Annotated in this window: 18 protein-coding genes; 13 read left to right on the top strand and 5 right to left on the bottom strand. The window is 60.7% G+C overall.

What is annotated here, in order from left to right; translation table 11 throughout:
* Window positions 1-2 precede the first annotated feature (2 nt).
* Window positions 3-503 (top strand): DUF3833 family protein, encoded by a 501-nt coding sequence (locus tag ACP7BS_RS14735; protein ID WP_426238703.1) that lies wholly within the window; start codon window positions 3-5, stop codon window positions 501-503.
* Window positions 504-506: 3 nt separating this feature from the next.
* On the opposite strand, the gene ACP7BS_RS14740 is transcribed toward ACP7BS_RS14735, so the two are convergent.
* Window positions 507-1,427, bottom strand: coding sequence for a LysR family transcriptional regulator (locus ACP7BS_RS14740; protein WP_426238704.1), 921 nt, complete (start codon window positions 1,425-1,427; stop codon window positions 507-509).
* 136 nt (window positions 1,428-1,563) lie between these two features.
* Between ACP7BS_RS14740 and ACP7BS_RS14745 the strand changes: the two genes are divergently transcribed.
* Complete coding sequence (locus ACP7BS_RS14745; protein ID WP_426238705.1) at window positions 1,564-2,517, top strand: ring-cleaving dioxygenase; 954 nt, start codon at window positions 1,564-1,566, stop codon at window positions 2,515-2,517.
* A gap of 99 nt (window positions 2,518-2,616) precedes the next feature.
* Entirely contained in the window at window positions 2,617-3,174 is a 558-nt protein-coding gene (locus tag ACP7BS_RS14750; RefSeq protein WP_426238706.1) for an NADPH-dependent FMN reductase, read from the top strand.
* Window positions 3,175-3,448: 274 nt separating this feature from the next.
* On the opposite strand, the gene ACP7BS_RS14755 is transcribed toward ACP7BS_RS14750, so the two are convergent.
* Entirely contained in the window at window positions 3,449-5,005 is a 1,557-nt protein-coding gene (locus ACP7BS_RS14755) for a VOC family protein (RefSeq protein ID WP_426238707.1), read from the bottom strand.
* 120 nt (window positions 5,006-5,125) lie between these two features.
* Window positions 5,126-5,992, bottom strand: coding sequence for an SDR family NAD(P)-dependent oxidoreductase (locus ACP7BS_RS14760; RefSeq protein WP_426238708.1), 867 nt, complete (start codon window positions 5,990-5,992; stop codon window positions 5,126-5,128).
* Window positions 5,993-6,185: 193 nt separating this feature from the next.
* Between ACP7BS_RS14760 and ACP7BS_RS14765 the strand changes: the two genes are divergently transcribed.
* The 5 genes from ACP7BS_RS14765 (at window position 6,186) to ACP7BS_RS14785 (ending at window position 13,008) form a co-directional block, all read left to right on the top strand.
* Window positions 6,186-6,941, top strand: a complete 756-nt coding sequence (locus ACP7BS_RS14765; RefSeq protein ID WP_426226846.1) for a Crp/Fnr family transcriptional regulator — start codon at window positions 6,186-6,188, stop codon at window positions 6,939-6,941.
* 175 nt (window positions 6,942-7,116) lie between these two features.
* Window positions 7,117-7,479, top strand: coding sequence for a response regulator (locus ACP7BS_RS14770; protein WP_426238709.1), 363 nt, complete (start codon window positions 7,117-7,119; stop codon window positions 7,477-7,479).
* A 254-nt stretch (window positions 7,480-7,733) separates the two neighbouring features.
* Window positions 7,734-8,831 (top strand): efflux RND transporter periplasmic adaptor subunit, encoded by a 1,098-nt coding sequence (locus ACP7BS_RS14775; RefSeq protein ID WP_426238710.1) that lies wholly within the window; start codon window positions 7,734-7,736, stop codon window positions 8,829-8,831.
* On the top strand, window positions 8,828-9,907 hold the full coding sequence (locus tag ACP7BS_RS14780; RefSeq protein ID WP_426238711.1) for an efflux RND transporter periplasmic adaptor subunit: 1,080 nt from the start codon (window positions 8,828-8,830) through the stop codon (window positions 9,905-9,907). Before ACP7BS_RS14775 ends, ACP7BS_RS14780 begins: the two co-directional genes overlap by 4 nt.
* On the top strand, window positions 9,904-13,008 hold the full coding sequence (locus tag ACP7BS_RS14785) for an efflux RND transporter permease subunit (protein WP_426238712.1): 3,105 nt from the start codon (window positions 9,904-9,906) through the stop codon (window positions 13,006-13,008). Before ACP7BS_RS14780 ends, ACP7BS_RS14785 begins: the two co-directional genes overlap by 4 nt.
* Window positions 13,009-13,027: 19 nt before the next feature.
* Here the strand turns inward: ACP7BS_RS14785 and ACP7BS_RS14790 are convergent, their stop codons facing one another.
* Window positions 13,028-14,059: a DUF2793 domain-containing protein gene (locus ACP7BS_RS14790; protein ID WP_426238713.1), complete on the bottom strand. Its 1,032-nt coding sequence runs from the start codon at window positions 14,057-14,059 to the stop codon at window positions 13,028-13,030.
* A gap of 163 nt (window positions 14,060-14,222) precedes the next feature.
* On the bottom strand, window positions 14,223-14,999 hold the full coding sequence (cysQ, locus tag ACP7BS_RS14795; protein WP_426226857.1) for a 3'(2'),5'-bisphosphate nucleotidase CysQ: 777 nt from the start codon (window positions 14,997-14,999) through the stop codon (window positions 14,223-14,225).
* A 293-nt stretch (window positions 15,000-15,292) separates the two neighbouring features.
* Here cysQ and ACP7BS_RS14800 point away from each other — a divergent pair, with 293 nt between their 5' ends.
* From ACP7BS_RS14800 to ACP7BS_RS14820, 5 genes are all read left to right on the top strand, one after another.
* Entirely contained in the window at window positions 15,293-16,543 is a 1,251-nt protein-coding gene (locus ACP7BS_RS14800) for a sarcosine oxidase subunit beta family protein (RefSeq protein ID WP_426238714.1), read from the top strand.
* Window positions 16,544-16,554: 11 nt separating this feature from the next.
* Window positions 16,555-16,833, top strand: coding sequence for a sarcosine oxidase subunit delta (locus ACP7BS_RS14805; RefSeq protein WP_426238715.1), 279 nt, complete (start codon window positions 16,555-16,557; stop codon window positions 16,831-16,833).
* Window positions 16,830-19,790 (top strand): sarcosine oxidase subunit alpha family protein, encoded by a 2,961-nt coding sequence (locus tag ACP7BS_RS14810; protein ID WP_426238716.1) that lies wholly within the window; start codon window positions 16,830-16,832, stop codon window positions 19,788-19,790. Before ACP7BS_RS14805 ends, ACP7BS_RS14810 begins: the two co-directional genes overlap by 4 nt.
* A 13-nt stretch (window positions 19,791-19,803) precedes the next feature.
* Entirely contained in the window at window positions 19,804-20,364 is a 561-nt protein-coding gene (locus tag ACP7BS_RS14815) for a sarcosine oxidase subunit gamma (protein ID WP_426238717.1), read from the top strand.
* Window positions 20,365-20,543: 179 nt separating this feature from the next.
* On the top strand, window positions 20,544-22,970 hold the full coding sequence (locus ACP7BS_RS14820; protein ID WP_426238718.1) for a GcvT family protein: 2,427 nt from the start codon (window positions 20,544-20,546) through the stop codon (window positions 22,968-22,970).
* Window positions 22,971-23,236: the final 266 nt, after the last annotated feature.

Below are 23,236 nucleotides of genomic sequence, written 5' to 3' on the forward strand. Positions count from 1 at the left end.
TGATGAAACGGTTTCTGGCAGTGCTTGTTGTTCCGTTGGCTCTGTTTTCGGCCATGCCGGCATTCGGGCAGGACACGATGATGGAGCGGTTCTTTCGCGGCAAGGTCACGGCCACTGGATCGTTTTCCGCCATCAACGGTGTCAAACGGCAGTTCGACGTGGTTTTGACCGGCCGGGTGCGGGGCGATACCCTGACCGTGCGCGAGGATTTCGTCTATTCCGACGGCGAGCGTGACCGCAAGACCTGGCGTTTCGTGCGCACTGGCCCTGCCACATATTCGGGAACGCGCGAAGATGTCGTCGGCACGACGACGCTGCGGGTCGATGGCAATACGGCGCGGTTCACCTATCTCGTCGATCTGGAGCCCGGCCCAGGCAAAAACATAGTCCGTTTCTTCGACAGGATGGTTCTTGCCGACGATGGCCGCAGCATCACCAATACGGCGACGGTGTGGAAATATATCTTCCCGGTGGCGCGGGTGAAGGTCGATTTCAAGCGTTGACGGTCACTGCGAAAAGCGCCAGAGCGGCGGTTCGGTGATATGCCGGGCAAGGTGATCGACAAAGGCCCGTACCTTCGGCGAGATGTGCCGTGTCGGTGGATAGACCGCCTGGATCGTATAGGGCACGGGGCTGGCGTCCAGCGGCACGGCGATCAGCAGACCCTTGCGCAGGCTATCGGCAACGATGAACATCGGCAACAGCACGAGGCCGAGACCGGCGATCGCCATATCGCGCATCGCCTCGCCATTGTTGGCGACGATGCGGCTGCGGATCGATATCGAGACGGGCGCGCCGCCTTTTTGGCCGTTCTGGAACTGCCAGAGACGGGCCGCGTGAACATTGGCGTAGTCGAGGCAATCATAATCGGACAGTTCCGCCACGGTCCTGGGCAGTCCCTTGGTTGCGGCGAAATGCGGGCTGCAGCAGACAATGCGCGGGTCGGAGCAGAGCTTGCGGGCAATCAGGCTCGAATCCGCCAGCGTGCCGATGCGCAGGCCGACATCGAAACCGCTGCCGGTAATATCGCTCATCTGGTCGTCAAACTCGATGGCCACCTGCAGGTTGGGATGGGCAAGGGCGAAATCGGCGATGATACGGCTGAGATACATCGTGCCGAAGCTCATCGGAGCGGCAATCCGCAATCGGCCCCTCAACCCTGTTTGCCTTTCCGAGACACCATCCGTGACATCGATGATCTCTCGGACAAGCGGCTGGATACGTTCGGCAAAGCTGCCGGCGCTTTCCGTCGGTGTTAGCTTGCGCGGCCCACGCTGGAAAAGTTCCACGTCAAGCGCCTGTTCAAGATCGGAAATCCGTTTGCTGACGACGGACTTGGACAAGTTCAGCCGGGCCGCCGTCGTGGTGATGCTGCCGCTATCCATCACGTCAAGGAAGGTCATCAGATCGTCGAAACGCCAGTCCATGCTGGGACACCCATCAGTTTTGCGTGGTCATGGTTCCAAATTGTCGAACTCGGCGTTCGTTTGATGCCGTCTTTATAGAACCATGCAGATGAACGATATTCCGGTCAACAGAGACATTCACCTCAAGGAGGCATCTATGAGCTTGCAACTGACAGGAATTCACCACCTCACCGCGATCACCGCCAATGCCAAGGAGAACCTGCGTTTCTACACGCAGGTGCTCGGCATGCGGCTGGTCAAGAAAACTGTGAATCAGGACGATACCACCGCCTATCACCTGTTCTACGCCGACGGCGAGGCGACACCGGGCACGGACCTGACCTTCTTCGACTGGCCCGTCAACCGGGAGAGCCGCGGAACCCACAGCGTTTCGCGCACCGGCCTTCGCGTCGGCAGCCCGGAAAGCATCGAATGGTGGAAGGCCCGGTTTGGCGAGTTGAGCATTGCGTCCGGCGATGTCATCGAGATCGACGGCCGCCTGTCGCTCGATTTCGAGGATGGCGAAGGCCAGCGGTTCCGGCTGATCGACGATGGCGGGCTTGCGCCGTCGCATCCGTGGGGCCGCAGCCCGGTTCCCGCCGAACACCAGATCAAGGGGCTTGGCCCGATCACGATGAGCGTTCCGGACATCACCAATACGCAATTGGTGCTGGAGCAGGTGATGAACATGACCAAGCAGCGCCAGTACCCGTCGCCGGATGGCAATGGCGAGGTGCATGTGTTCTCGATGGGTGAGGGTGGTCCGGCCGCCGAACTGCATGTTGCGGTTCAGCCCGGCCTGCCGGCAGCCCGCCAGGGTGCCGGGGCCGTTCATCACGTCGCGTTCCGCGCTCCGGATGAGGCTGCGTTGCACGCATGGACCGAACGGCTGGAGGGTTTCCGGCTGCCTTCGAGCGGCGAGGTCGAGCGGTTTTACTTCCGCTCGCTCTATTTCCGCGAGCCGAACGGCATCCTGTTCGAAATCGCCACCGACGGTCCCGGCTTTGCCGTGGACGAGCCGATGGAAACCTTAGGCGAAGGCCTGTCGCTGCCGCCGTTCCTAGAGCACAAGCGCGTCCAGATCGAGGCACGGCTGAAGCCGCTGATCTGACCATTGAAACCAAGCCGGGAGCACAACTCCCGGCTTTTTTGTCTGTACTTTTCCGTATTTCGCACCATTCTTCCGGCAAAGCAAAAGGAACACTTGCGCATGACAAAACTGATCGGAATTTCCGGAAGCCTGCGAAAGGCATCGTTCAACACCGCTCTTTTGAAAACAGCCATGACGCTTGCGCCTGATGGTGTGACGTTTACATCCGGCACCATCGAGGGCATTCCGCTCTATAATGCCGATGTTGAGCGCGAAGGCGTGCCGGAGGCCGTGCAACTGCTGAAGGACCAGATCGCCGCTGCCGATGGGGTCATCCTGTTCACCCCGGAGTACAACAATTCGATGCCAGGCGTGTTCAAGAACGCTATCGATTGGGTGAGCTCGTCGATGACCGGTGCGCCGAATGTGTTTGCCGGACGCGCCTTCGCCATTGCCGGGACATCGCCGGGCCCGTTCGGTACGCTTCTCAGCCAGAACGCCTGGCTGTCCGTTTTGCGCACGCTCGGTGCCGACCTCTGGTCCGGAAAAAGGCTGATCCTGCCGAAAGCGGGCTCGCTGTTCGACAAGGACGGTCATCTGATCGACGAAGAGGCCAAGGCGAGGCTGAAGGCCTTTGTCGATGCTTTTGCAAGTTATGTTGCGGAAAGATCCAAGTAAGGTTTTGCGGGGGGCGTCAGTCTTCGCTGAAGGCTGGCAAACCGCAATCTCTGCAGATTCACTCTCTGCTTATTATTTTTGGCACCCAATTTCCTCCGTCATGCTCGCCCTTGTGGCGGGCATCCAGCCAGTTCAAGTCCTTGAACTGAAATGGTCGTTTGACCCGACGGACGTCGGGTCGCTGGATCCCCGCCACAAGGGCGAGGATGACGGAGAGTGGGGTGTCGCTCTCGCCAGATAATCGTTTCAGGGTTCGTTACCGGTCTTTACGGGGTCAGTCGGCGATTGTTCTCAGCCATTCCCGCACAGCGTCGGCATCCATGGGGCCGATCTCGTGTCCGGCATTCAGGGTGACGGTCGAAAGTGTTGCGCCCGCTCCGCGCAACACGCCTTCCAGCGGCGCTGCATAGCGGGAATAGCCGTCGGTCTTTCCCGTTACCAACAGGATGTCGGTGCCGGAAAGATCTGCTTCCGGCACGGTGTCCAGCGGGTTCATCATCCGCAACAACGCCGCCTGGCGGATCAGCCCGGGATGCAGCAGCATGGTGGCGATCAGCATGTTGGCGCCGTTGGAATAGCCGACGAAAACCATCTTGTCGCGGTCAAGGCCATAGGCCGAAACAGCCCCGTCGATCATCGCAACGAAGGCTTCCACTTCCGACGCAATATCCTTCTGGTCGAAGGTAACGGGCGTGAGCCTGCGGAAGAACCGCGGGTGACCTTCCTCGGTGCTGCGGCCTCTGAGGCTGAGCAGCAAGGCATTCGGCGCGATCTGGCGGCCGAGCGGCAACAGGCTGGTTTCGTTGGCGCCGCTGCCGTGCAGCAGGACCAGCGTGGTGCCGTCTGGGTTATCCGCCTGGTGCAGGCGGTGGATGAACGGCAGGTCGCGCTCTGTGAAGCGCTCCTCGCCGGGCAGTCCGAATTGCGGCAGCATGACGAGATTGTCTTGCAAATTGCCGCCGAAATGCTCGGGCACGAACAGTTTCGTTCCCAGCGTCTGCGGGCTTTCATCGACCGTCATGCCGGGCGCATCGGTGGCGAATTCGAACAGTGTTCCGCCCGGCTCGCGGACGTAGAGCGAATAGAAATATTTGCGGTCATGAGCGTTGATCTCGCCTGCATCTTCCGCCTCGAGCTGCGTGCGCAGATCCTTGACCGCTGCCTCGCTGGTGGCGCGGAAAGCGATATGATCGATGGTGCCGGTACCGGGCGCCGCCGTCCAGAAACCACCTGCATCGCGCACGTCGATGATATCGCCGGACTGCGAGACAAGGCGCCGGATCGCATCCGCCCTGTCTGCCTCGGCAAAGCCGAAATGCCGGGTGACGAAAGCGGCCGTGCCGTCGGGCGTCGCCGTCAGGATCGTTGCGCCGCGCAGCCGCCGGATCGCATCTTTCTGCGGAATGTCGCTGGTCGCATGGAGGGCAGGGGTGGCCACGGCGTCGCTGCCGACAAGCTTGACGATGACGCCGTCCGGATCCTTCAGCCGGATGACGGGCTCGCCGAATTCATGCGTCGGGCCGGTCGCCGTGACATTGTAGCGCAGCGCCCGGGTGAGCCAGAAGCCGATGCTTTCAGGCGCAATGGCAAAGGCGACCTCGCTCGGCTGGCCATGGCCGACGCGGCCGGGCGCTCCATCTTCCCAGACCAGGAACGATATCAGCGATCCCGGTGAGCCTGCGTCATCGCCGTAGAAGAGATGCAGCTGTGCCGCATCCTCGAAACCCGCCGTCCGCTTGACGAGCCGAAGACCGAGAAAGCCGGCATAGAAATCGACATTCGGCTGCACTTTGCGGGTGATCAGGGTGATGTGGTGGATGCCGCTTGTCATGTCTTCAAATCCATTGCTTTGACTGCACAGAAGCAGCAAACAGAGTGCTGCGCCAGCGCTTCTGCGTGAACAGATTGTCCACCGTATAAATGCTCCAACGGTCAACCGTCGCAGCCGCTCTCAGCTGATGTCCGGTCTATCCTTTGCAAGGAATGCCTTGAATGCATCGGCGTAGTCCGGATGCCAGCGCGATAGTGGCGGACGGTTTTCGATGATATCACCGGCGGCCCAGAGGATGCGCTTTTCGTCAATCGGACGCGCAACGTCATTGTCCGGACAAAGAATGTAGAAATCGCCGTCTTCAAGGCTTCGCATCATGAAATCGACCGTCTCCTGCGCGGTCCAGGCGGCATCCGGCTTTTCGGTGCGGCCGTTTGCGGTCAGCCCGGTATAGACGAAGCCGGGGATCAGCAGATGGGCGGTGATGTTGCCGTCGGGCGTATTGCGCAACTCGTGCTGCAGCGCTTCGGTAAAGGCTTTGACGCCGGCTTTTGCGACATTGTAGGCGGGATCGCCGGGCGGGGTGGTGATGCCCTGCTTGGAGCCGGTGTTGATGATCAGACCGGTCTGGCCGTGGGCAATCATCGCGGGTGCAAAGATGCGCGAGCCGTTGATGACACCCCAGAGATTGACCGCGAACACTTTTTCCCACGCATCCTGCGAGCCGAAAACCGCACTGCCGGGTTGGATGCCGGCATTGTTCATCAGCACATGCACAGGGCCGAAGCGTGCGGTTGCCGCAGCTTCCAAAGCCTTGAGAGAATCGGTGCTCGATACATCCGTCGCGATCGCAACAACGCTGCCGGGGCCATGCGGTGAGATGGCTGCCGTTTCCCGGGCGGCTTTGTCCAGACGCTCACCCGGCAGGTCAGCAAGAACGACGTTCATGCCCAGTCCGGCAAAGCGCCTGGCGGCGGCAAATCCTATCCCGGATGCTGCTCCGGTCACGACGGCGACATGGTAATTGGCGAAGGCTGGATGATTCATTTGCTCTTCCGTCTCGTTCATGCGCTGATGATCGGGCTTGTCGGCCCGAGCTTGAGCGGAAAACTAGGCGCGCGATGCGGATAAGTCTACCGCTGCCTTGAAAACGCCCCTTGCCGGAACCCGACGAGGCTGTAATTTTCTTGAGAAATCAACGCTCTGATTTCCTGCCCCGAATCATGCATAGAGGATCCGAATGGCCGCGCCTAAAACCCGGAACAACCGACAAACGCCATGCGAACAATGTCCTTTGCGTGCCCTCCCACATTTCCGCGAGTTCAAGCCGGATGAACTGGAGTTCGTTTCCAACTTCAAGACCGGCGAACTGGCCGTCGATGCGGGAACAACGATCCTGGTGGAGGGATCGCACAGCGCTCATCTTTTCACGGTTCTGTCCGGTTGGGGCTTCCGCTATAAAATGCTCGATGACGGACGCCGGCAGATCCTCAACTACATGATGCCGGGAGATCTGATCGGGCTGCAGGGCAGCCTGATGGGCGAGATGCAGCATTCGGTCGAGGCGCTTTCGCCGGTGACATTGTGCGTTTTCGAACGCGACAAGCTCGGTACGCTCTACCGGAACTATCCCGACCTTGGCTACGATCTCACCTGGATTGCCGCCCAGGAAGAACGCATCCTCGATGAAAATCTCCTCAGCATTGGGCGGCGCTCTGCGCTCGAACGCGCAGCTTATCTGCTGGCCTTTCTCTATCAACGTGCCAGGGCATGCAACCTCTTCAAGGGCGAACGCGTGTCCATTCCGATCACGCAGCAACATGTGGCCGATACGCTCGGGCTTTCCATTGTTCACACCAATAAGACTCTGAAGAAACTTGGTGAGCGCAAGCTGATTCGCTGGGCCGACCGGGGGTGCGATATCCTGGATGACGAGGGGTTGATGAAAATATCGGGCTGGGAGGGATATCGCGAAAAGCTCCGCCCCTTCATATGAGGTTCGGGCGGCATATGAGGTTCGGGCGGCGCGGATCACTATCGTCGCGGGACGTGTCTTATTTAAATGCCCTCTCCGCCTTCTTGTCATACTTGTCGCTCTCAAGGCCTGCGCTCGAACCGTGCAGGGCGATTTTCGGACAGGAGCCCTACCGGTGACGCCCAAGGAAATCCCAGTGTCGATCAAACGTGTCCTGGTGCTGGAAGACAATTTCATCATCGCCATGGAAGCCGAGGATATTCTGAAATCGATCGGCATCGACCATGTCGAGATTGCCGTCAATATTGCCGAGGCGCAGGCTCTGATCGAGAAACAGTCTTTCGATTTTGCCTTTCTGGATGTCAATCTGGGTTCGCAAACAAGCTTCGACTTCGCCGGAAGCCTGATCGAACATGGCGTAGCCTTCGGTTTTGTCAGCGGCTATGGCGACGACTTCACTTTTCCCGCAACCTTGCGCGACATATCCCGCATCACCAAGCCTTTCAACGAAAGCTCGATGGCCGGTCTGCTTGCCACGGCGAGCGCCAGCCGGCTTTAAGCCGCCGTCCCCGCAGATGTTTTCCAGCACGGCCGTCCGGTTGAGCCTTCTATCGCTCAACCTGCGGTTTTCGCTATGCTTATGGAAGAAATCCGCATAGCTTCCTTTTGCCGCCAATGCGGTGAGGGGCACATTTGCTCATCTTGTAACGAATGATTTCCGTCAAACCCAACCGCTTGTCATCGGTGCGGTGTGCGTATATTGAGGGGCCACAATAAATGGTTCAGCTTGAATATCGGAATGAGCGGACTGAGATGGATAAAAAACTAAAGCCCCATTGGTCCGGCTGGTGGCTGGTTTCGTTCGCAGCCCTGGCCCTCACTTCTTGCGAGGGCGAGACCAAGCCCGCGGAAACGGTCAAAACGACTGTCCGGGCGCAGAACGCCGAATTTGTCGATCACCGGCAGACGGTGACGCTGACCGGTGAGATCGTTGCCCATGTCCAGACCAATCTCTCCTTTCGCGTCAGCGGCCAGATAACGGAATGGCTGGCCGATGTCGGTTCGCATGTGACAGCCGGGGAGGTTTTGGCCCGGATCGATCCCAGCGAACAGAAAGCCGATGTCGAGGCGGCCGAGGCGGCGGTGCGGGCTGCAGAAGCGCAGGTCACGCAGGCTTCCGCGTCATTCGAGCGGCAGAAGTCGCTGCTGGCGAAGAATTCGACAACACAAGAAGCCTTCGATCAGGCGCAGACGGCTTTGCAGACGGCCCAGGGATCGCTCGAATCGTCGAAGGCATTGCTGGGTACCGCCCGCGATGCGCTCTCCTATACGGAACTGAAGGCCGATGCCGATGGCATCGTCACCGTGCGCAACGCCGAAACGGGCCAGGTGGTTCAGGCAGCGCAAACCATGTTTTCCGTCGCACGGGACGGGCCTCGCGATGCGATCTTCGATGTTTACGAATCGCTGCTGTTCGAAAAGCCGGCCGAGCCGAAAATTCAGCTGGCGCTGGTCAGCGATCCCTCGGTCAAGACAGAAGGAGTGATCAGCGAGGTCTCGCCGACGATCGATACCACGACCGGAACCGTGCGCGTCAAGATCGCCATGGATACGACGCCCGATCGCATGACGCTCGGCGCCCCGGTGACCGGATTTGCCAGCTCCAAGCCGGCCAAGCTGATCATCCTGCCCTGGACCTCGCTGTCTGCACTGGATGGCCGGCCAGCAGTCTGGGTCGTAGACGGCAAGGATGGCACGGTCAGCCGCAAACCCGTGAAAGTGGCCTCCTACGAGACGGGCCGTGTGCTTATTTCCGAAGGCATTGCCAAGGGTGAAACCGTCGTGATCGAGGGCGCCAAGATGCTGCGCCCCGGCCAGTCAGTCGATGTCATCAAGGAGCAGGCGCAATGAACCGGATCCTGCTGGGGCTGCTGTCCGTACCAGTCATGCTTCTGATCCTTGCGGGGTGCCAGAAAAAGGAAGAGAAGGGCGAACCGGTCATTCGCCCGGTTCTGTCGCAAATCGTGGTTCCCCAGCGCCTGCCAGCGCCCAGTTTTGCCGGAACGGTACAACCGAAGGTCCAGACAAATTTCGGGCCGCGTGTGACGGGCCTCCTGGTCGCTCGCGATGTCGATATCGGCGATACCGTCACCCGCGGCCAGCTTCTGGCGGCACTCGATCCGACAGCGCTGGAATTGGCCGTCGGATCGGCGCGGGCTGATCTGGCCAATGCGCAAGCGACGCTTGCCAATGCCGTTTCGGTCGAGCGGCGCACGAAAGCGCTGTTCAAGATCGGCACGGAAACGCAGGCATCGGTGGAAAGTACCGAACAGGCGAGCGCTGCGGCCGAAGCGTCGGTCGTCCAGTCGCGCGCGGCTTTGTCGAAGGCCGAAGAGCAGCTTTCCTACGCCAAGGTCAAGGCCGCCTTCGACGGTGTGGTTACACAGACAGGGGCGGAAGTTGGCCAGGTGGTCGCAGCCGGCGCCACTGTCGTAGCTGTTGCCCGGCCGGATGCAAGGGACGCGGTGGTGGATGTTCCGGATGGCAATGCGCTTTTGCCGGTGGGTACGCCGTTTCTGGTGTCCCTGCAGATCGACCCGGCCATCACGGTCGACGGCGTGGTTCGCGAGGTCGCACCGGCAGCGGATCCTGCAACGCGAACGCGCCGCGTCAAGATCGCGCTGGAAAACCCACCAGCCGCTTTCCGGCTCGGAACAACGATCACCGCCACTCTCAAGCAGACCATCGTCGAGCAGCTGGTTCTGCCGTCAACCGCGATCCTGGTGCGCGACGGCAAATCCTATGTGTGGGTGGTCGATGAGGGGGGCGCGACGGTCAAGACGCGCGAAGTGGTCACCGGGCCGCAGGCCGGCAACGGGATCGTCATCACGTCCGGCATCGAGGCCGGTGTTCGGGTTGTGACGGCCGGTGTTCATAGCCTCGAGGACGGCCAGAAGATCAAAGTCGAAGACGAGGCGCAGTCATGAAGAAATTCAACCTGTCGGACTGGGCGCTCGATCACGCATCGATGGTCTGGTATTTCATGATCGTCTTCGGCCTGCTCGGCTTTTTCTCCTACCTGAGCCTTGGCCGCGAAGAGGATCCGTCCTTTACCATCAAGACCATGACGATCTCGGCGCAATGGCCGGGCGCCTCGGTCGAGGAAACCACCCTTCAGGTGACTGAGCGGATCGAGCGCAAGCTCGAGGAACTGGAATCGCTCGATTACACGCGCAGTATCACCACGCCGGGCCAGACGCTCGTCTTCGTCAATCTGAAGGATACGACGAAGGCGCGGGATGTCGCCTCGATCTGGCTGACAGTGCGCAACATGATCGGCGATATTCGCGGAGAGTTTCCCTCCGGTGTCGTCGGGCCATCCTTCAACGACCGCTTCGGTGACGTATTCGGCAATATCTATGCGTTTACCGCCGATGGTCTGACCCAGCGGCAATTGCGCGATTACGTCGAGACCGCGCGCCGCGAAATCCTGACGGTCCCGAATATCGGCAAGGTCGATATCGTCGGCGCGCAGGACGAGGTGATCTATCTCGAATTTTCGACCCGCCAATTGGCGGCTCTCGGCATCAACCAGAACGATGTGGTTGCCACGCTGCAGGCCCAGAACGCGATTGCGCCTTCGGGCGTCGTGCAGGCTGAGGGCGAGCGTGTCAGCGTTCGCGTCAATGGCCAGTTCTCGTCGGAGGACAGCCTGAGGGCCGTCAATCTGCAGGTCAACAACCGCTTTTTCCGCCTTACCGATATCGCCACCATCAGCCGAGGCTATACCGATCCGCCGTCGGCTTTGTTCCGGTACAATGGCCAAGCGGCAATAGCCCTTGCCATCGGCATGAAGCAGGGCGCCAATCTTCTGGATTTCGGCGATCACGTCGAGGCAAAGATAAGCCAGGTGGAAGCCGAGCTGCCTGTCGGTGTCGGGGTGCATCTGGTCTCCGACCAGCCGGTGATCGTCGAGGAAGCGGTATCCGGCTTTACCCGTGGCCTCGCTGAGGCCGTCGTCATCGTTCTTCTCGTCAGTTTCGTCAGTCTCGGCGTGCGGGCGGGCCTCGTGGTTGCCCTGTCGATCCCGCTGACACTGGCCATAACCTTCGTCGTCATGTCCTATTTCGGCATATCGCTGCAGCGGATTTCGCTCGGGGCGCTGATCATTGCGCTCGGGCTTCTCGTCGATGATGCGATGATCGCCGTTGAGATGATGGTGGCGCGGCTGGAAACGGGCGATTCGCTGCGCAAGGCGGCGACTTATGTCTACACGTCAACGGCGTTTCCGATGCTGACGGGTACATTGGTCACCGTTGCCAGCTTCATTCCCGTCGGCCTCAACAACAGCGCCGCCGGCGAATTCACCTTCACGCTCTTTGTCGTCATTGCCGTCTCGCTTGTGGTCTCCTGGATCGTCGCGGTGGTTTTTGCGCCGCTGCTCGGCGTGACCATCCTGCCCAAGACGATGAAGCAGCACTATGACCAGAAAGGCCGGGTTGCGCGGATGTTTTCCCGTGTGCTCGGCTGGTGCATGCGCTGGAAATGGACGACGATCGCCTTGACGGTGGTGGTCTTTGCCATCTCGCTGTTCGGCATGACCCGCGTCCAGCAGCAGTTCTTCCCGTCGTCTGACCGGCTTGAGCTGATCGTCGACTGGTCTCTGCCGCAAAACGCCTCGATTACCGATACCGACGCGCAGATGGCGAAGTTCGAGCAGGACAAGCTTGTCGGCAATCCCGATGTCGAGCGCTTTTCGACCTATGTCGGGCAGGGTGCGGTACGCTTCGTTCTCTCGTTCGATGTCCAGCCGCCGGATACGTCGTTCGGCCAGACGATCATCGTCACCAAGAGCTTGGAAGTCCGCGACAGGCTGCGGGCCGATCTGCAGAAATATCTGAAGGAAACCTTCGTCGGCACCGATGCCTATGTGAAGCTGCTCGACATCGGCCCGCCAGTCGGACGGCCGGTGCAGTACCGGGTCAGCGGACCGGATATCGGCAAGGTGCGCGAGCTGGCGCTGGAATTCGGCAGCGTGCTTGGCCGCAACCCGCTGCTCGGCGATGTCGTCTACGACTGGAACGAGCCGGCCCGCGTCATCAAGGTCGATGTCTTGCAGGACAAGGCCCGCCAGCTGGGCGTCACCTCGCAGGATATCGCTTCGGCTCTCAACGGCATCGTCGGTGGAACGACGGTGACGCAGGTTCGCGACGATATCTATCTGATCGACGTCGTTGCCCGAGCCAAGGCGTCCGAGCGGCAGTCGATCGAGCTGCTGCGGGACTTGCAGCTGCCCGGAACCAACGGCAATTCCGTGCCTTTGGCAGCTGTTGCAAGCTTTCGCTACGAAATGGAACAGCCGGTCGTCTGGCGCCGGTCGCGATTGCCGACGCTGACCGTCAAGGCCGGCATTGTCGATGCAACGCAGCCGGCGACGATCGTCGCGCAGCTGTCCAAGGACGTGAACGTCTTTGCCGAAAAACTGCCGGCCGGATACAAGATTGATGTCGGCGGCAGCGTCGAGGAAAGCGGCAAGAGCCAGGCGCCGATCGCCGCCGTCGTGCCGCTGATGCTGTTCGTGATGGCAACGATCCTGATGATCCAGCTGCAGAGTTTTTCGCGACTGTTCCTGGTCTTTGCCGTGGCACCGCTGGCGCTGATCGGGGTGGTGGCGGCACTGCTGTTCAGCAATTCGCCGATGGGCTTCGTCGCCATTCTCGGCATCCTGGCGCTGATCGGCATTCTCATTCGAAACTCGGTAATCCTGGTGGTGCAGATCGAACATCTGCGCACCGAAGGTTTAGCGCCGTGGCAAGCGGTGCAGGAGGCGACCGAGCACCGGATGCGGCCGATCATGCTGACGGCAGCGGCCGCCAGCCTGGCGCTGATCCCGATCGCCCGGGAAATCTTCTGGGGGCCGATGGCCTATGCCATGATGGGCGGCATCATTGTCGGTACCGTCCTGACACTGCTCTTCCTGCCGGCGCTGTACCTCGCCTGGTTCCGCATCAAGCCGCCGGAAAAGACCGAGGAAGTCACGCTCGAAGGATCGGCAGTCGCGACCACGGATGACTCCGTGCCGGTCTGACACGGCGTTTCTGCTTCGCCTACAGCATCACCACCGTCAGTTCCGTCTTGTCATAGGCGAAATCGAGCGGTGTGGTTCCGGTGTGTTCCAGCACCAGCCAGTCGTTGGCATTGAGGATCGCCATGCCGATGGCGCAATTGCCGTAGGAGGCGGAGGCTGCATCGTTGTCGTTGATGCTGGCAATGACCGTCGTGCCGTTGACCTTGACGGTGACGGAAAAGGCGCCGGTTGGATTGGCCTCAATGCCAAGGCAGATCAGATAGGGGCCTGCGATCGGGACGATCAGGCGGCTGCCGCCGCCCGCCACGGCGGCACCCAGCGCGAAACCGCCCTGGTTGATGCTCAAGGTGGAAAAGCCGGTCTGCGAGCCGGAAGCGGGCGTCAGCACGCCGCCGCCGCGCGTGGCGCGTACCAATGGCCGCTGCGGCATGCGGACATGGCCCTGCGCGGTGATGCTCAACGCCGATTTCCAGGACGCACCGTCAGCACTGACCTTGACACCGAACTCGTCCGAGCCGGTCAGGCCCATTTCCGCGCGGCCGGACCAGCCCGTCTGGAACAAAAGGCTTGCCGTATCGCCTGCCGCCGCCTTGTTGACCTTGATCTGATGCCCGCTCCCGTCATGGCTCAACAGCGTGGCGGCGGCTGCGACAGCGAGCCGGTTGGTGCTGTCGGCGGTGGTGTTGATACCGAGAAACGCCGGCGTGCCGATCGCGTCAAAGACGGCCCAGTCGCTGCCGTTGTGAACTTTCAAGCGGTCCTCGGCCGCAAACCAGCCGCGCCAGCCGTCCTTGGGCGTGATGAAGATCCAGTCACCGTCCTGGCGGAAGGCAAGCTTGCCGCTCTTTCCCACCCAGGCGGCGACCGGGGACGCCGTGACATTGAAACACGTTCCTTCCTGCGGATCGGATGGCGGGGTCGAGAGCGAGGCGGTGATCGTCAACTGGGTCAGCGCATCGAGCCGCTGCAGGGCTTCATTGTGGGTGACGTGCTTCTGCGCCTGGGACGGCAGGATATAGGGCAGTTCCAGGTTGACGGTTGTTTCGCTCATCGGGTCCGTTCTCCTTTGCGGGTGAGGAGAAGGGTAGACGCTGGCGGAGCAGAGGGGACGGCCGGTTCGCTCGGCCGTTGTTTTTCAAAGGGGAATGACGCTGCTCTTGCCCGTCAATCCCCGGCTGCCATCGAGATTTGCCACCGGCAACGGCCGCTGATGGTCAGTCCTTGCCACGTGAGACGAAAAAGGGATTGGCGAAATCGACGTCGGATGTCTGGTTGCGCTTGCCGTAGATGAGTGGATTGCCATCCATCGTCAGCGTTTCGCCGCCGGCCGCGCGCAAGACGGCGTCGCCGGCTGCGGTATCCCATTCCATCGTGCGGCTCAGCCGCGGATAGATATCGGCCAGTCCCTCGGCGAGCAGACAGAATTTCAGCGACGAGCCGATGGATTCGTAATCGGTGATGCCGTGCTCAGCGAGATAGGTCATGGTTTCCCGGCTGTTGTGCGAGCGGCTAGCCAGTGCCACCAGCCTGTCGCCCCGGCTGCGGCAGCCGATGATGGTCGGTGGGCCGATAGCGCGCTGGCCGGAAACGACGGATTTTTTCGCCTTGTTGCGGGTGGCGGCATAGAGAATGCCGATTGCCGGTGCGTAGACGACGCCGACGACGGGCTCGCCCTTTTCGATCAGCGCGATATTGACGGTGAAGTCGTCGTTGCGGCCGACGAATTCCTTGGTGCCGTCGAGCGGATCGACAAGGAAGAACGACTGGCCTTCGATATCGGGGATATGGCCGGCTGCCACTGCTTCTTCAGCGACCACGGGGATATCGGGAAATGCGGAGGCCAGAATGTCGAGAATGATCTTTTCGGCGCTCTCGTCGGCATCGGTGACGGGGGAACAGTCGGCCTTGTAGCTGACTTCCGGTCCGGCATGATAGACGTCGAGGATCGCTTTCCCCGCAGCCACCGCCGCCTGTTCCAGAATGTCGAGCATTTGTGCTTCCTGTGCCTTCCTGCCGTCCACGGCCATAATCTCCCATATCCCGCAGATGTTGAATTCCAACATCCGGAACGCGCATCATACATCCGCATTCCTTACCGGTCTTTTCAAGATTCGCGCGTGAAATTTTCTCGACTGTGCTGCATTTGGCACTGCGTCCTGGGTCCCGTTCGGATAGAGCTGCGACAGCGCGGCGCATCTGGCCGGTCTGTGCCAAGGTAGTCTTTGCGCTCGCCCTGGCATATGCAAATGTGCGTTGCAACATGGTTAGGTGAGTTGGGACTGGCATGCGGTATTCGGCATTTTCCATTGTTAAAAATGCACTGACGGGCAACGTCAACTGGAAGCCGGCCTGGCGTCAGCCGGAACCGAAACCGTTTTACGATATCATCATCGTCGGTGGTGGCGGACATGGGCTGGCGACGGCCTATTATCTCGCCAAGGAATTCGGCCTGAAGAACATTGCGGTGCTGGAAAAGGGCTATCTTGGCTCCGGCAATGTCGGCCGCAACACCACCATCGTTCGCTCCAACTACATGCTGCCCGGCAATGAGCCGTTCTACGAGTTTTCGATGAAGCTCTGGGAAGACATGGAGCGGGAGCTCAACTACAACGCCATGCTGTCGCAGCGCGGTATCATCAACCTCTTCCATAATGACGGCCAGCGCGACGCCTATATCCGCCGCGGCAATGCCATGTGGATGGAGGGTGTTCCGGCCGAGTTGCTCGACCGCGCTGCCTTGAGGAAGATGCTGCCCTTCCTGAATTTCGATCATGCCCGGTTTCCGATCATGGGCGGCCTGTTGCAAAAGCGCGGCGGCACGGCGCGTCACGATGCGGTTGCCTGGGGCTATGCCCGCGCCGCCGACCGTCTTGGCGTCGATCTCATCCAGAACTGCGAGGTCACCGGCATTCGCCGCGACAATGGCGTTGTGACGGGTGTCGAGACATCACGAGGGTTCATCGGCTGCGGCAAGCTTGGGCTGGCGGCTGCAGGCAACACCTCGCGCGTCGGGCAGATGGCGGACCTGAAGCTGCCGATCGAAAGCCATGTGCTGCAGGCCTTTGTCACCGAGGGGCTGAAGCCTGCCATCGATCATGTCATCACCTATGGCGCCGGGCATTTTTACATCTCCCAGTCGGACAAGGGCGGCCTGGTGTTCGGGGCCGAGATCGACGGCTATAATTCCTATGCCCAGCGCGGCAATCTGGCGACGGTCGAGCATGTCATGGAAGAGGGGGTGACGATGATCCCCGGCCTGTCGCGCGTGCGTGTGCTGCGTTCCTGGGGCGGGGTGATGGACATGAGCATGGACGGCTCGCCGATCATCAGCCACACACCGGTCGACAATCTCTACCTGAACTGCGGCTGGTGCTACGGCGGCTTCAAGGCAACGCCGGCCTCCGGCTTTTGTTTTGCGCATCTGATTGCAAAGAACGAAACCCACCCGGTTGCCCGTTTCCTGCGCCTCGATCGCTTCGAGCGCGGCTATCCCATCGACGAACACGGCGCTGGCCCCCAGCCCAACCTGCATTGAGACCTGAAAGTATGGCGAGCCTCATTCACTGCCCGCATTGCGGCGTCCGGCCGAAGGAAGAGTTTTCGATCCGTGGCGACGCGTCGCTGGTCCGTCCCGATCCGGAAGCGTCCGACGAAGCCTGGAACGACTATGTTCATATCCGCAGCAACCCGCGCGGACGCTACCGCGAACACTGGCAGCACGTGGCCGGCTGTAGGCGCTGGCTGGTGGTCGAACGCGATACGTTCACCCACGAGGTTTTTTCGGTCACGGATGCGGCGTCTGATGCGCGGGAGGCTGGCCGATGACAGCCTATCGCCTTGCCTCCAGCGGTCTGGTCGATCGCAACGCGCCGCTTGATTTCCGGTTCGATGGCCGGAATCTGACGGGATTCTCCGGTGATACGCTCGCCTCTGCGCTGCTTGCCAGTGATCAGCTTCTGGTCGGCCGCAGCTTCAAATATCACCGGCCGCGCGGCATCGTCACGGCCGGACCTTCGGAGCCGAATGCGTTGGTGACCATCGGCAATGGCGCCAGCAGCGACCCGAACACCAAGGCGACTGTCGCCGAACTCTATTCGGGCCTCGACGCCCGCAGCCAGAACCGCTTTCCATCGCTGAAATATGATTATGGTTCAGTAAACGGCCTGTTGTCGCCATTCCTTGGTGCCGGTTTCTACTACAAGACGTTCATGTGGCCGGCGGCCTTCTGGGAGAAGGTTTACGAGCCGATCATCCGCAAGGCGGCCGGGCTCGGGCGCGCGGTCCTGGAGAGAGATCCGCAATCCTATGAAAAATGCTGGGCGCATTGCGACCTGCTGGTGGTCGGCTCCGGTCCGACGGGACTGATGGCGGCATTGACGGCCGGCCGTGCTGGCTTGCGGGTTGTTCTCGCGGACGAGGATTTCAGGCTGGGCGGTTCATTGCTTAGCGAGACGACGCGGGTCGGCGGCACTTCAGCCCCGGATTTTGCCGAAACGGCTTTGGCGGAACTGCGATCCCTGCCGAACGTGACGATGATGGCGCGCACCACCGTTTTCGGCTGGTACGACGACAATGTATTCGGTGCAGTCGAGCGGGTGCAAAAGCATCTGGCCTTGCCGCAGGCCAAGCTACCGGTCGAGCGGCTCTGGCGCATCGTCGCCAAGCGGGCGCTGCTGGCGACAGGCGCCGAGGAACGGCCGCTGGTGTTCGGCGGCAATGACAGGCCGGGCGTGATGATGGCGGGTGCCATGCGCACCTATGCCAATCGTTTCGGCGTTGCCGCCGGAAAATCGGTGGCGATCTTCACCAATGGCAGCGCCGGTTACCGCACGGCCGCCGATCTCGTTGCGCATGGCGTGGACATTGCCGCCATCATCGACAGCCGCGCGGATGTTTCCGATGTCGCGCCGGATGGTGTTCGTGTCATTCATTCGGCCTCTGTGATCGACACCAAGGGGCGCCAGCGTGTCTCCGGCATTGTTGTTGAGCGCTCGGGCTTCGAGCAAACGATTGCCTGCGATGCGATCGGGATGTCTGGCGGCTGGAACCCGGTTATTCATCTTGCCTGCCAGCGCGGTGCCAAGGCTGTCTGGTCCGAGGACTTGAAGACCTTTCTTGCGCCTGACGTCGGCAACGGTCTTGTTGTCGCTGGTGCAGCTGCCGGACGCCACAGCCTGGCCGGCTGTCTGCAGGACGGTGCGGACAAGGCTGCCATAATCGTTGCCGATCTCGGATTTTCGGCTGCTGCCGCCCACACGGCCCCTGCCGTGGATGGAGAGACCGATCCCTCGTTCACGGCGCTGTGGTATTCGCCGGGCGCCAAGGCAAAAGCCTTTGTCGATTTCCAGAACGACGTGCATGTCAAGGATATCGGGCTTGCCCTGCGTGAGGGCTTTGGCCATGTCGAACATGCCAAGCGCTACACGACAAACGGCATGGCGACTGATCAGGGCAAGCTTTCCGGTATCAATGCCACGGGCCTTCTGGCTGCCATGCAGGGCATCAGCCCGGGCGATGTTGGCACCACCACCTTCCGGCCATTCTATACGCCGGTTGCCTTCGGGGCTCTGGCCGGCACATCGCACGATGAGCACGCAGCTCCGGTGCGCAAATCGCCGCTCCATGGTTGGGCGCAGCGAAATGGCGCTATCTTGGTCGATTCCGGCCTCTGGTTTCGACCGGCCTATTTTCCGCGTGGCGGAGAAAAGACCTGGCGTGAAAGCGCGGATCGCGAAGTCCGCAACGTCCGCGAGAATGTCGGCCTCTGCGATGTTTCGACGCTCGGCAAGATCGAGATTTTCGGACCGGATGCAGCGGAATTCCTCAATCGCCTCTATTGCAATCCGTTCCTCAAGCTGCCGGTCGGCAAGGCGCGGTACGGGCTGATGCTGCGCGAGGACGGGATGGTCTATGACGATGGCACCACCAGCCGTTTGTCGCTTGAGCATTTCGTCATGACCACCACCACGGCACTCGCCGGTGGGGTGATGTCCCATATGGAATATTGCGCTCAGGTGCATTGGCCGGATCTCAAAGTCCGCTTCTGCTCATCGACCGATCAATGGGCGCAGATGGCGATTGCCGGACCCAAAACCCGGCTGGTGATGCAGGCTCTCGTCGAGGAGGATATTTCCGACGCGGCGTTCCCGTTTCTTGCTGCCGGGATCGTCACGCTGAAGGGCGGCGTCAAGGCGCGGCTGTTCCGGATCTCGTTTTCCGGCGAACTGGCCTATGAACTGGCCGTGCCTGCGGGGCTCGGCGATGCCGTTGCCGATGCCATAATGGAAGAGGGCAGGGCATATGGAATTTGTGCCTACGGGCTGGAAGCGCTGAATGTGCTGCGCATCGAGAAGGGCCATGTCACCCATGCCGAATTCGATGGCCGGGTAACGCCCGACGATGCGGGCTTCGGACGCATGGTCTCTGCGCAGAAACCGGACTTCATCGGCAAGCGGCTGTCTACCCGCTACGGCCTGACGGCCGCCGACCGCATGCAGATGGTCGGGCTGAAGCCGGTGGAGGCGGACCAGCATATCCGCGCCGGTGCGCATCTGCTGCGCGAGGGCACAAAACCCTCGACGCTGAACGATCAGGGCTATGTCAGTTCCGCCTGCTTCTCGCCGACGCTCGGGCACGACATTGCGCTGGCCTTTCTGAAATCGGGCCGCGAGCGCTATGGCGAGCGTATCGTCGTCTGGGACAAGCTGGCGGGTGCCGAAGTGGTGGCGGAGGTCTGCAACCCGGTCTTCGTCGATCCCGCCAACACAAAGCTGAACTCCTGATGTGGATGCGGACATGACCAGAACCTACATTTCCCACCATCCTCTCGACGGCCTGCTGCCGCCGCAACCCGGCATCCGCGCGGTCGATCACCTGGATGTTCCGCGTGCCTGCGCCATCGCCTCTGTCATGGCGATGGACGGCGAGGAGGCATCGGTGACGGCCGGATTGGCCGCATCGGGCGATGTATCCGTCCGGTTTGCCGGACCCGGCGAATGGCTGGCCCTGTCGCAAGTGGAAACGCCGGAGGGCCTGCACCGCAACCTGTCATTGCTGCTGGCCGAGACGGCCTATGCCGTCGATCAGAGCGACGGCCGCGTCGTTTTCAGGCTGTCGGGCCCCAATGTCCGGCGCATCCTTGCCAAGGGCATTGCTACGGATCTGTATCCCGCAGCGTTTGAGATCGGCACGTCATCGAACGTTCTTTGCGGCCATATCGGCGTCAATCTGGCCCGCACCGGCGAAAATGAGTTCGAACTGATCGTCATGCGCAGCTTTGCCGCGGCGCTCTTTGACGATCTGCGCGTGATGGGGCGGGAATTCGATCTGTCCGCCGGTTTCTCCGCGCCAAGGTAAATGCGGCATCGCGTGACGCTTTTATGGCGCGGTTGAAGTGGCAGATGGCGGGAATGGGCAAGACCTGTTCGCAGGGATATCTTTAACCGGCGCGACTTTGCCGGTACGGTTTCGAAAGCCAAATTCGCTTCATTGAGCGGGACGTTTTTTGCAAGCCGTCCCGAAACCGGAGAATACCCATGAAAAGCCATGCCAGGGTCGTCGTTATCGGCGGCGGCGTCGTCGGTTGTTCGATCCTTTATCACCTGACGAAATTCGGCTGGACCGATGTGGTTCTTCTGGAGCGTTCGGAACTCACCTCCGGCTCGACCTGGCATGCGGCCGGCGGCATGCATACGATCAATGGCGATCCGAACGTCGCCAAGCTGCAGAAATATACGGTCGAGCTCTACAAGGAAATTCAGGAATATTCCGGCCAGGATATCGGTCTGCACATGACCTCCGGCATGATGCTGGCGGCGACCAAGGAGCGGTTCGATTGGATGAAGTCGATCCTCGCCAAGGGCCGCTACATGGGCCTGGATGCCGAGCTTCTGTCTCCCAAGGAAGCGCACGAGCTGATGCCGCTTCTCGATCCCACGCAGTTCGTCGGTGCCGTGTTCGATCCGGTCGAAGGCCATCTCGATCCCTATGGCACTACCCATGCCTATGCCAAATCCGCCAAGAAGAACGGTGCGGATATCTACCTGCACACCAAGGTGGAAGACCTTGTCCAGCGGGAAGACGGCACCTGGCGGGTCATCACCAACAAGGGCGAGATCATTGCCGAGCACGTCGTCAACGCCGCCGGCCTGTGGGCGCGCGAAGTCGGGCGGATGACGGGGCTTGAGCTGCCGGTGCTTGCCATGGAGCACATGTATCTGATCACCGAAGACATGCCGGAAGTCATCGAATTCAACCAGACGCGCGGCAAGGAACTGATGCACTGCGTCGATTTCGACGGTGAGATCTATCTGCGTCAGGAACGCAACGGCATGCTCATGGGCACCTATGAAAAGGCCTGCCGCCCATGGTCGCCGATCACCACTCCGTGGGATTTCGGCCATGAACTGCTGGCCGAAGATATAGAGCGCATTACGCCCGAACTTGAAGTCGGCTTCCGACACTTCCCGGCCTTCAACAATGCCGGCATCAAGAAGATCATCAACGGCCCCTTCACCTTCTCGCCGGACGGCAATCCGCTGGTCGGACCGGTGCGCGGGTTGACCAATTACTGGTCCGCATGCGCCGTCATGGCAGGCTTCAGCCAGGGGGGCGGTGTCGGTTTGGCGCTGGCCAACTGGATCATCTATGGCGATCCGGGTTTCGATGTCTTTGCCATGGACGTGTCGCGCTACGGCGATTTCGCCACGCTTGGCTTCACCAATGCCAAGGTCCGTGAAAACTATTCCCGCCGCTTCTCGATCCGCTATCCGAACGAGGAACTGCCGGGCGCACGCCCGTTCCTGACCACGCCGATCTACGACAAGCTGAAGGACGCCGGTGCCGTGTTCGGTGCTTCCTACGGTCTCGAATCACCGCTGTGGTTTGCGCCGAAGGGCGAAGAGGACAAATTCTCCTGGCGCCGCTCCAACGACTTCGATGTCGTCGGCGCCGAAGCCCGGGCCGTGCGCGACAGTGTCGGTCTGATGGAAACATCGGGCTTTGCCAAATACACCATCACCGGAAGCGGCGCGGAAGCCTGGCTCGACCGGGTGCTGACCTGCCGCATCCCGGCCAAGGGCCGCATGTCGCTGGCGCCGATGCTGAAGGACGACGGCAAGCTGATCGGCGATTTCACGCTGGCCAAGCTCGGCGAGGGGGATTTCCTGCTCATCGGCTCAGGGATCGCCGAAGACTATCACATGCGCTGGTTCGAAAGCCATTTGCCGAAGGATGGTTCGGTCATTTTGAAGGCGCTGAACCTGCAACTGGTCGGCCTGTCGATCGCCGGACCCAACTCCCGTGCGCTGATCTCCAAGCTGACTCATCTCGACATGTCCGACGAAGCGTTCGCCTTCATGGATATTCGCCGGATGGATCTCGGCATGGCGCCGGCGATCGTCGGCCGTGTCAGTTACACGGGCGATCTCGGCTATGAAATCTGGATGAAGCCGGAATATCAGCGCTATCTCTTTGACCTGATCATGGAGGCCGGTGCCGAATTTTCCATCAAGCCGTTCGGCCTGCGGGCGCTCAACGCCCTGCGGGTCGAAAAATCGTTCGGCAGCTGGTCGCGCGAATATCGTCCGCTTTACGGTCCGTTCGAGGCAGGGCTCGGACGATTCGTTGCGTTGAAGAAGGATGCCGACTTCATCGGCAAGCAGGCGGCAGCAAAGGAAAAGGCCGAAGGCGGCACCTTGCGGCTCAGAACCTTCATCATCGACGCCAAGGATGCCGACGTTATCGGCGACGAGCCGATCTCGCTGAACGGCAAGGTCTGTGGTTGGGTGACCTCAGGTGGCTACGCCCATGCCTCCGGCGTTTCGGTCGCGATCGGCTATGTGCCGAAGGAGGTTGCGGACGAAGCCGAGGGGTGGCAAGTCGAATTGCTGGGCGAAATGCTGTCGGCCCGGTTGCAGGCCCAGCCGCTTTTCGATGCCAACGGTTCGCGCATGCGGTCCTGACAGGCTCGATTGTGATCGCGACCTTTCGTAGGCCGAGTTGGCGGCTGAACGGGCCCACCGGGGCTTAGCCATGTTTAACCGTAGAATTCACGGTCTGATGCCCAAAAATAGGGCCTAAACTGCACTATTTTTGTTTTTTCGACTGTTTAAGCGTCAATATCACTAAAATGGGAAAGAAAATCAGGAAAGCATCATTTTACGCTTCACTTTTGGTCTGAAAGCATTATGGAATCCTCTATCGAAAAGGCTCAGAAAGAGCCACGAAA

This window comes from Pararhizobium sp. DWP1-1-3 (assembly GCF_049896125.1).
Classification (GTDB): Bacteria; Pseudomonadota; Alphaproteobacteria; order Rhizobiales; family Rhizobiaceae; genus Pararhizobium.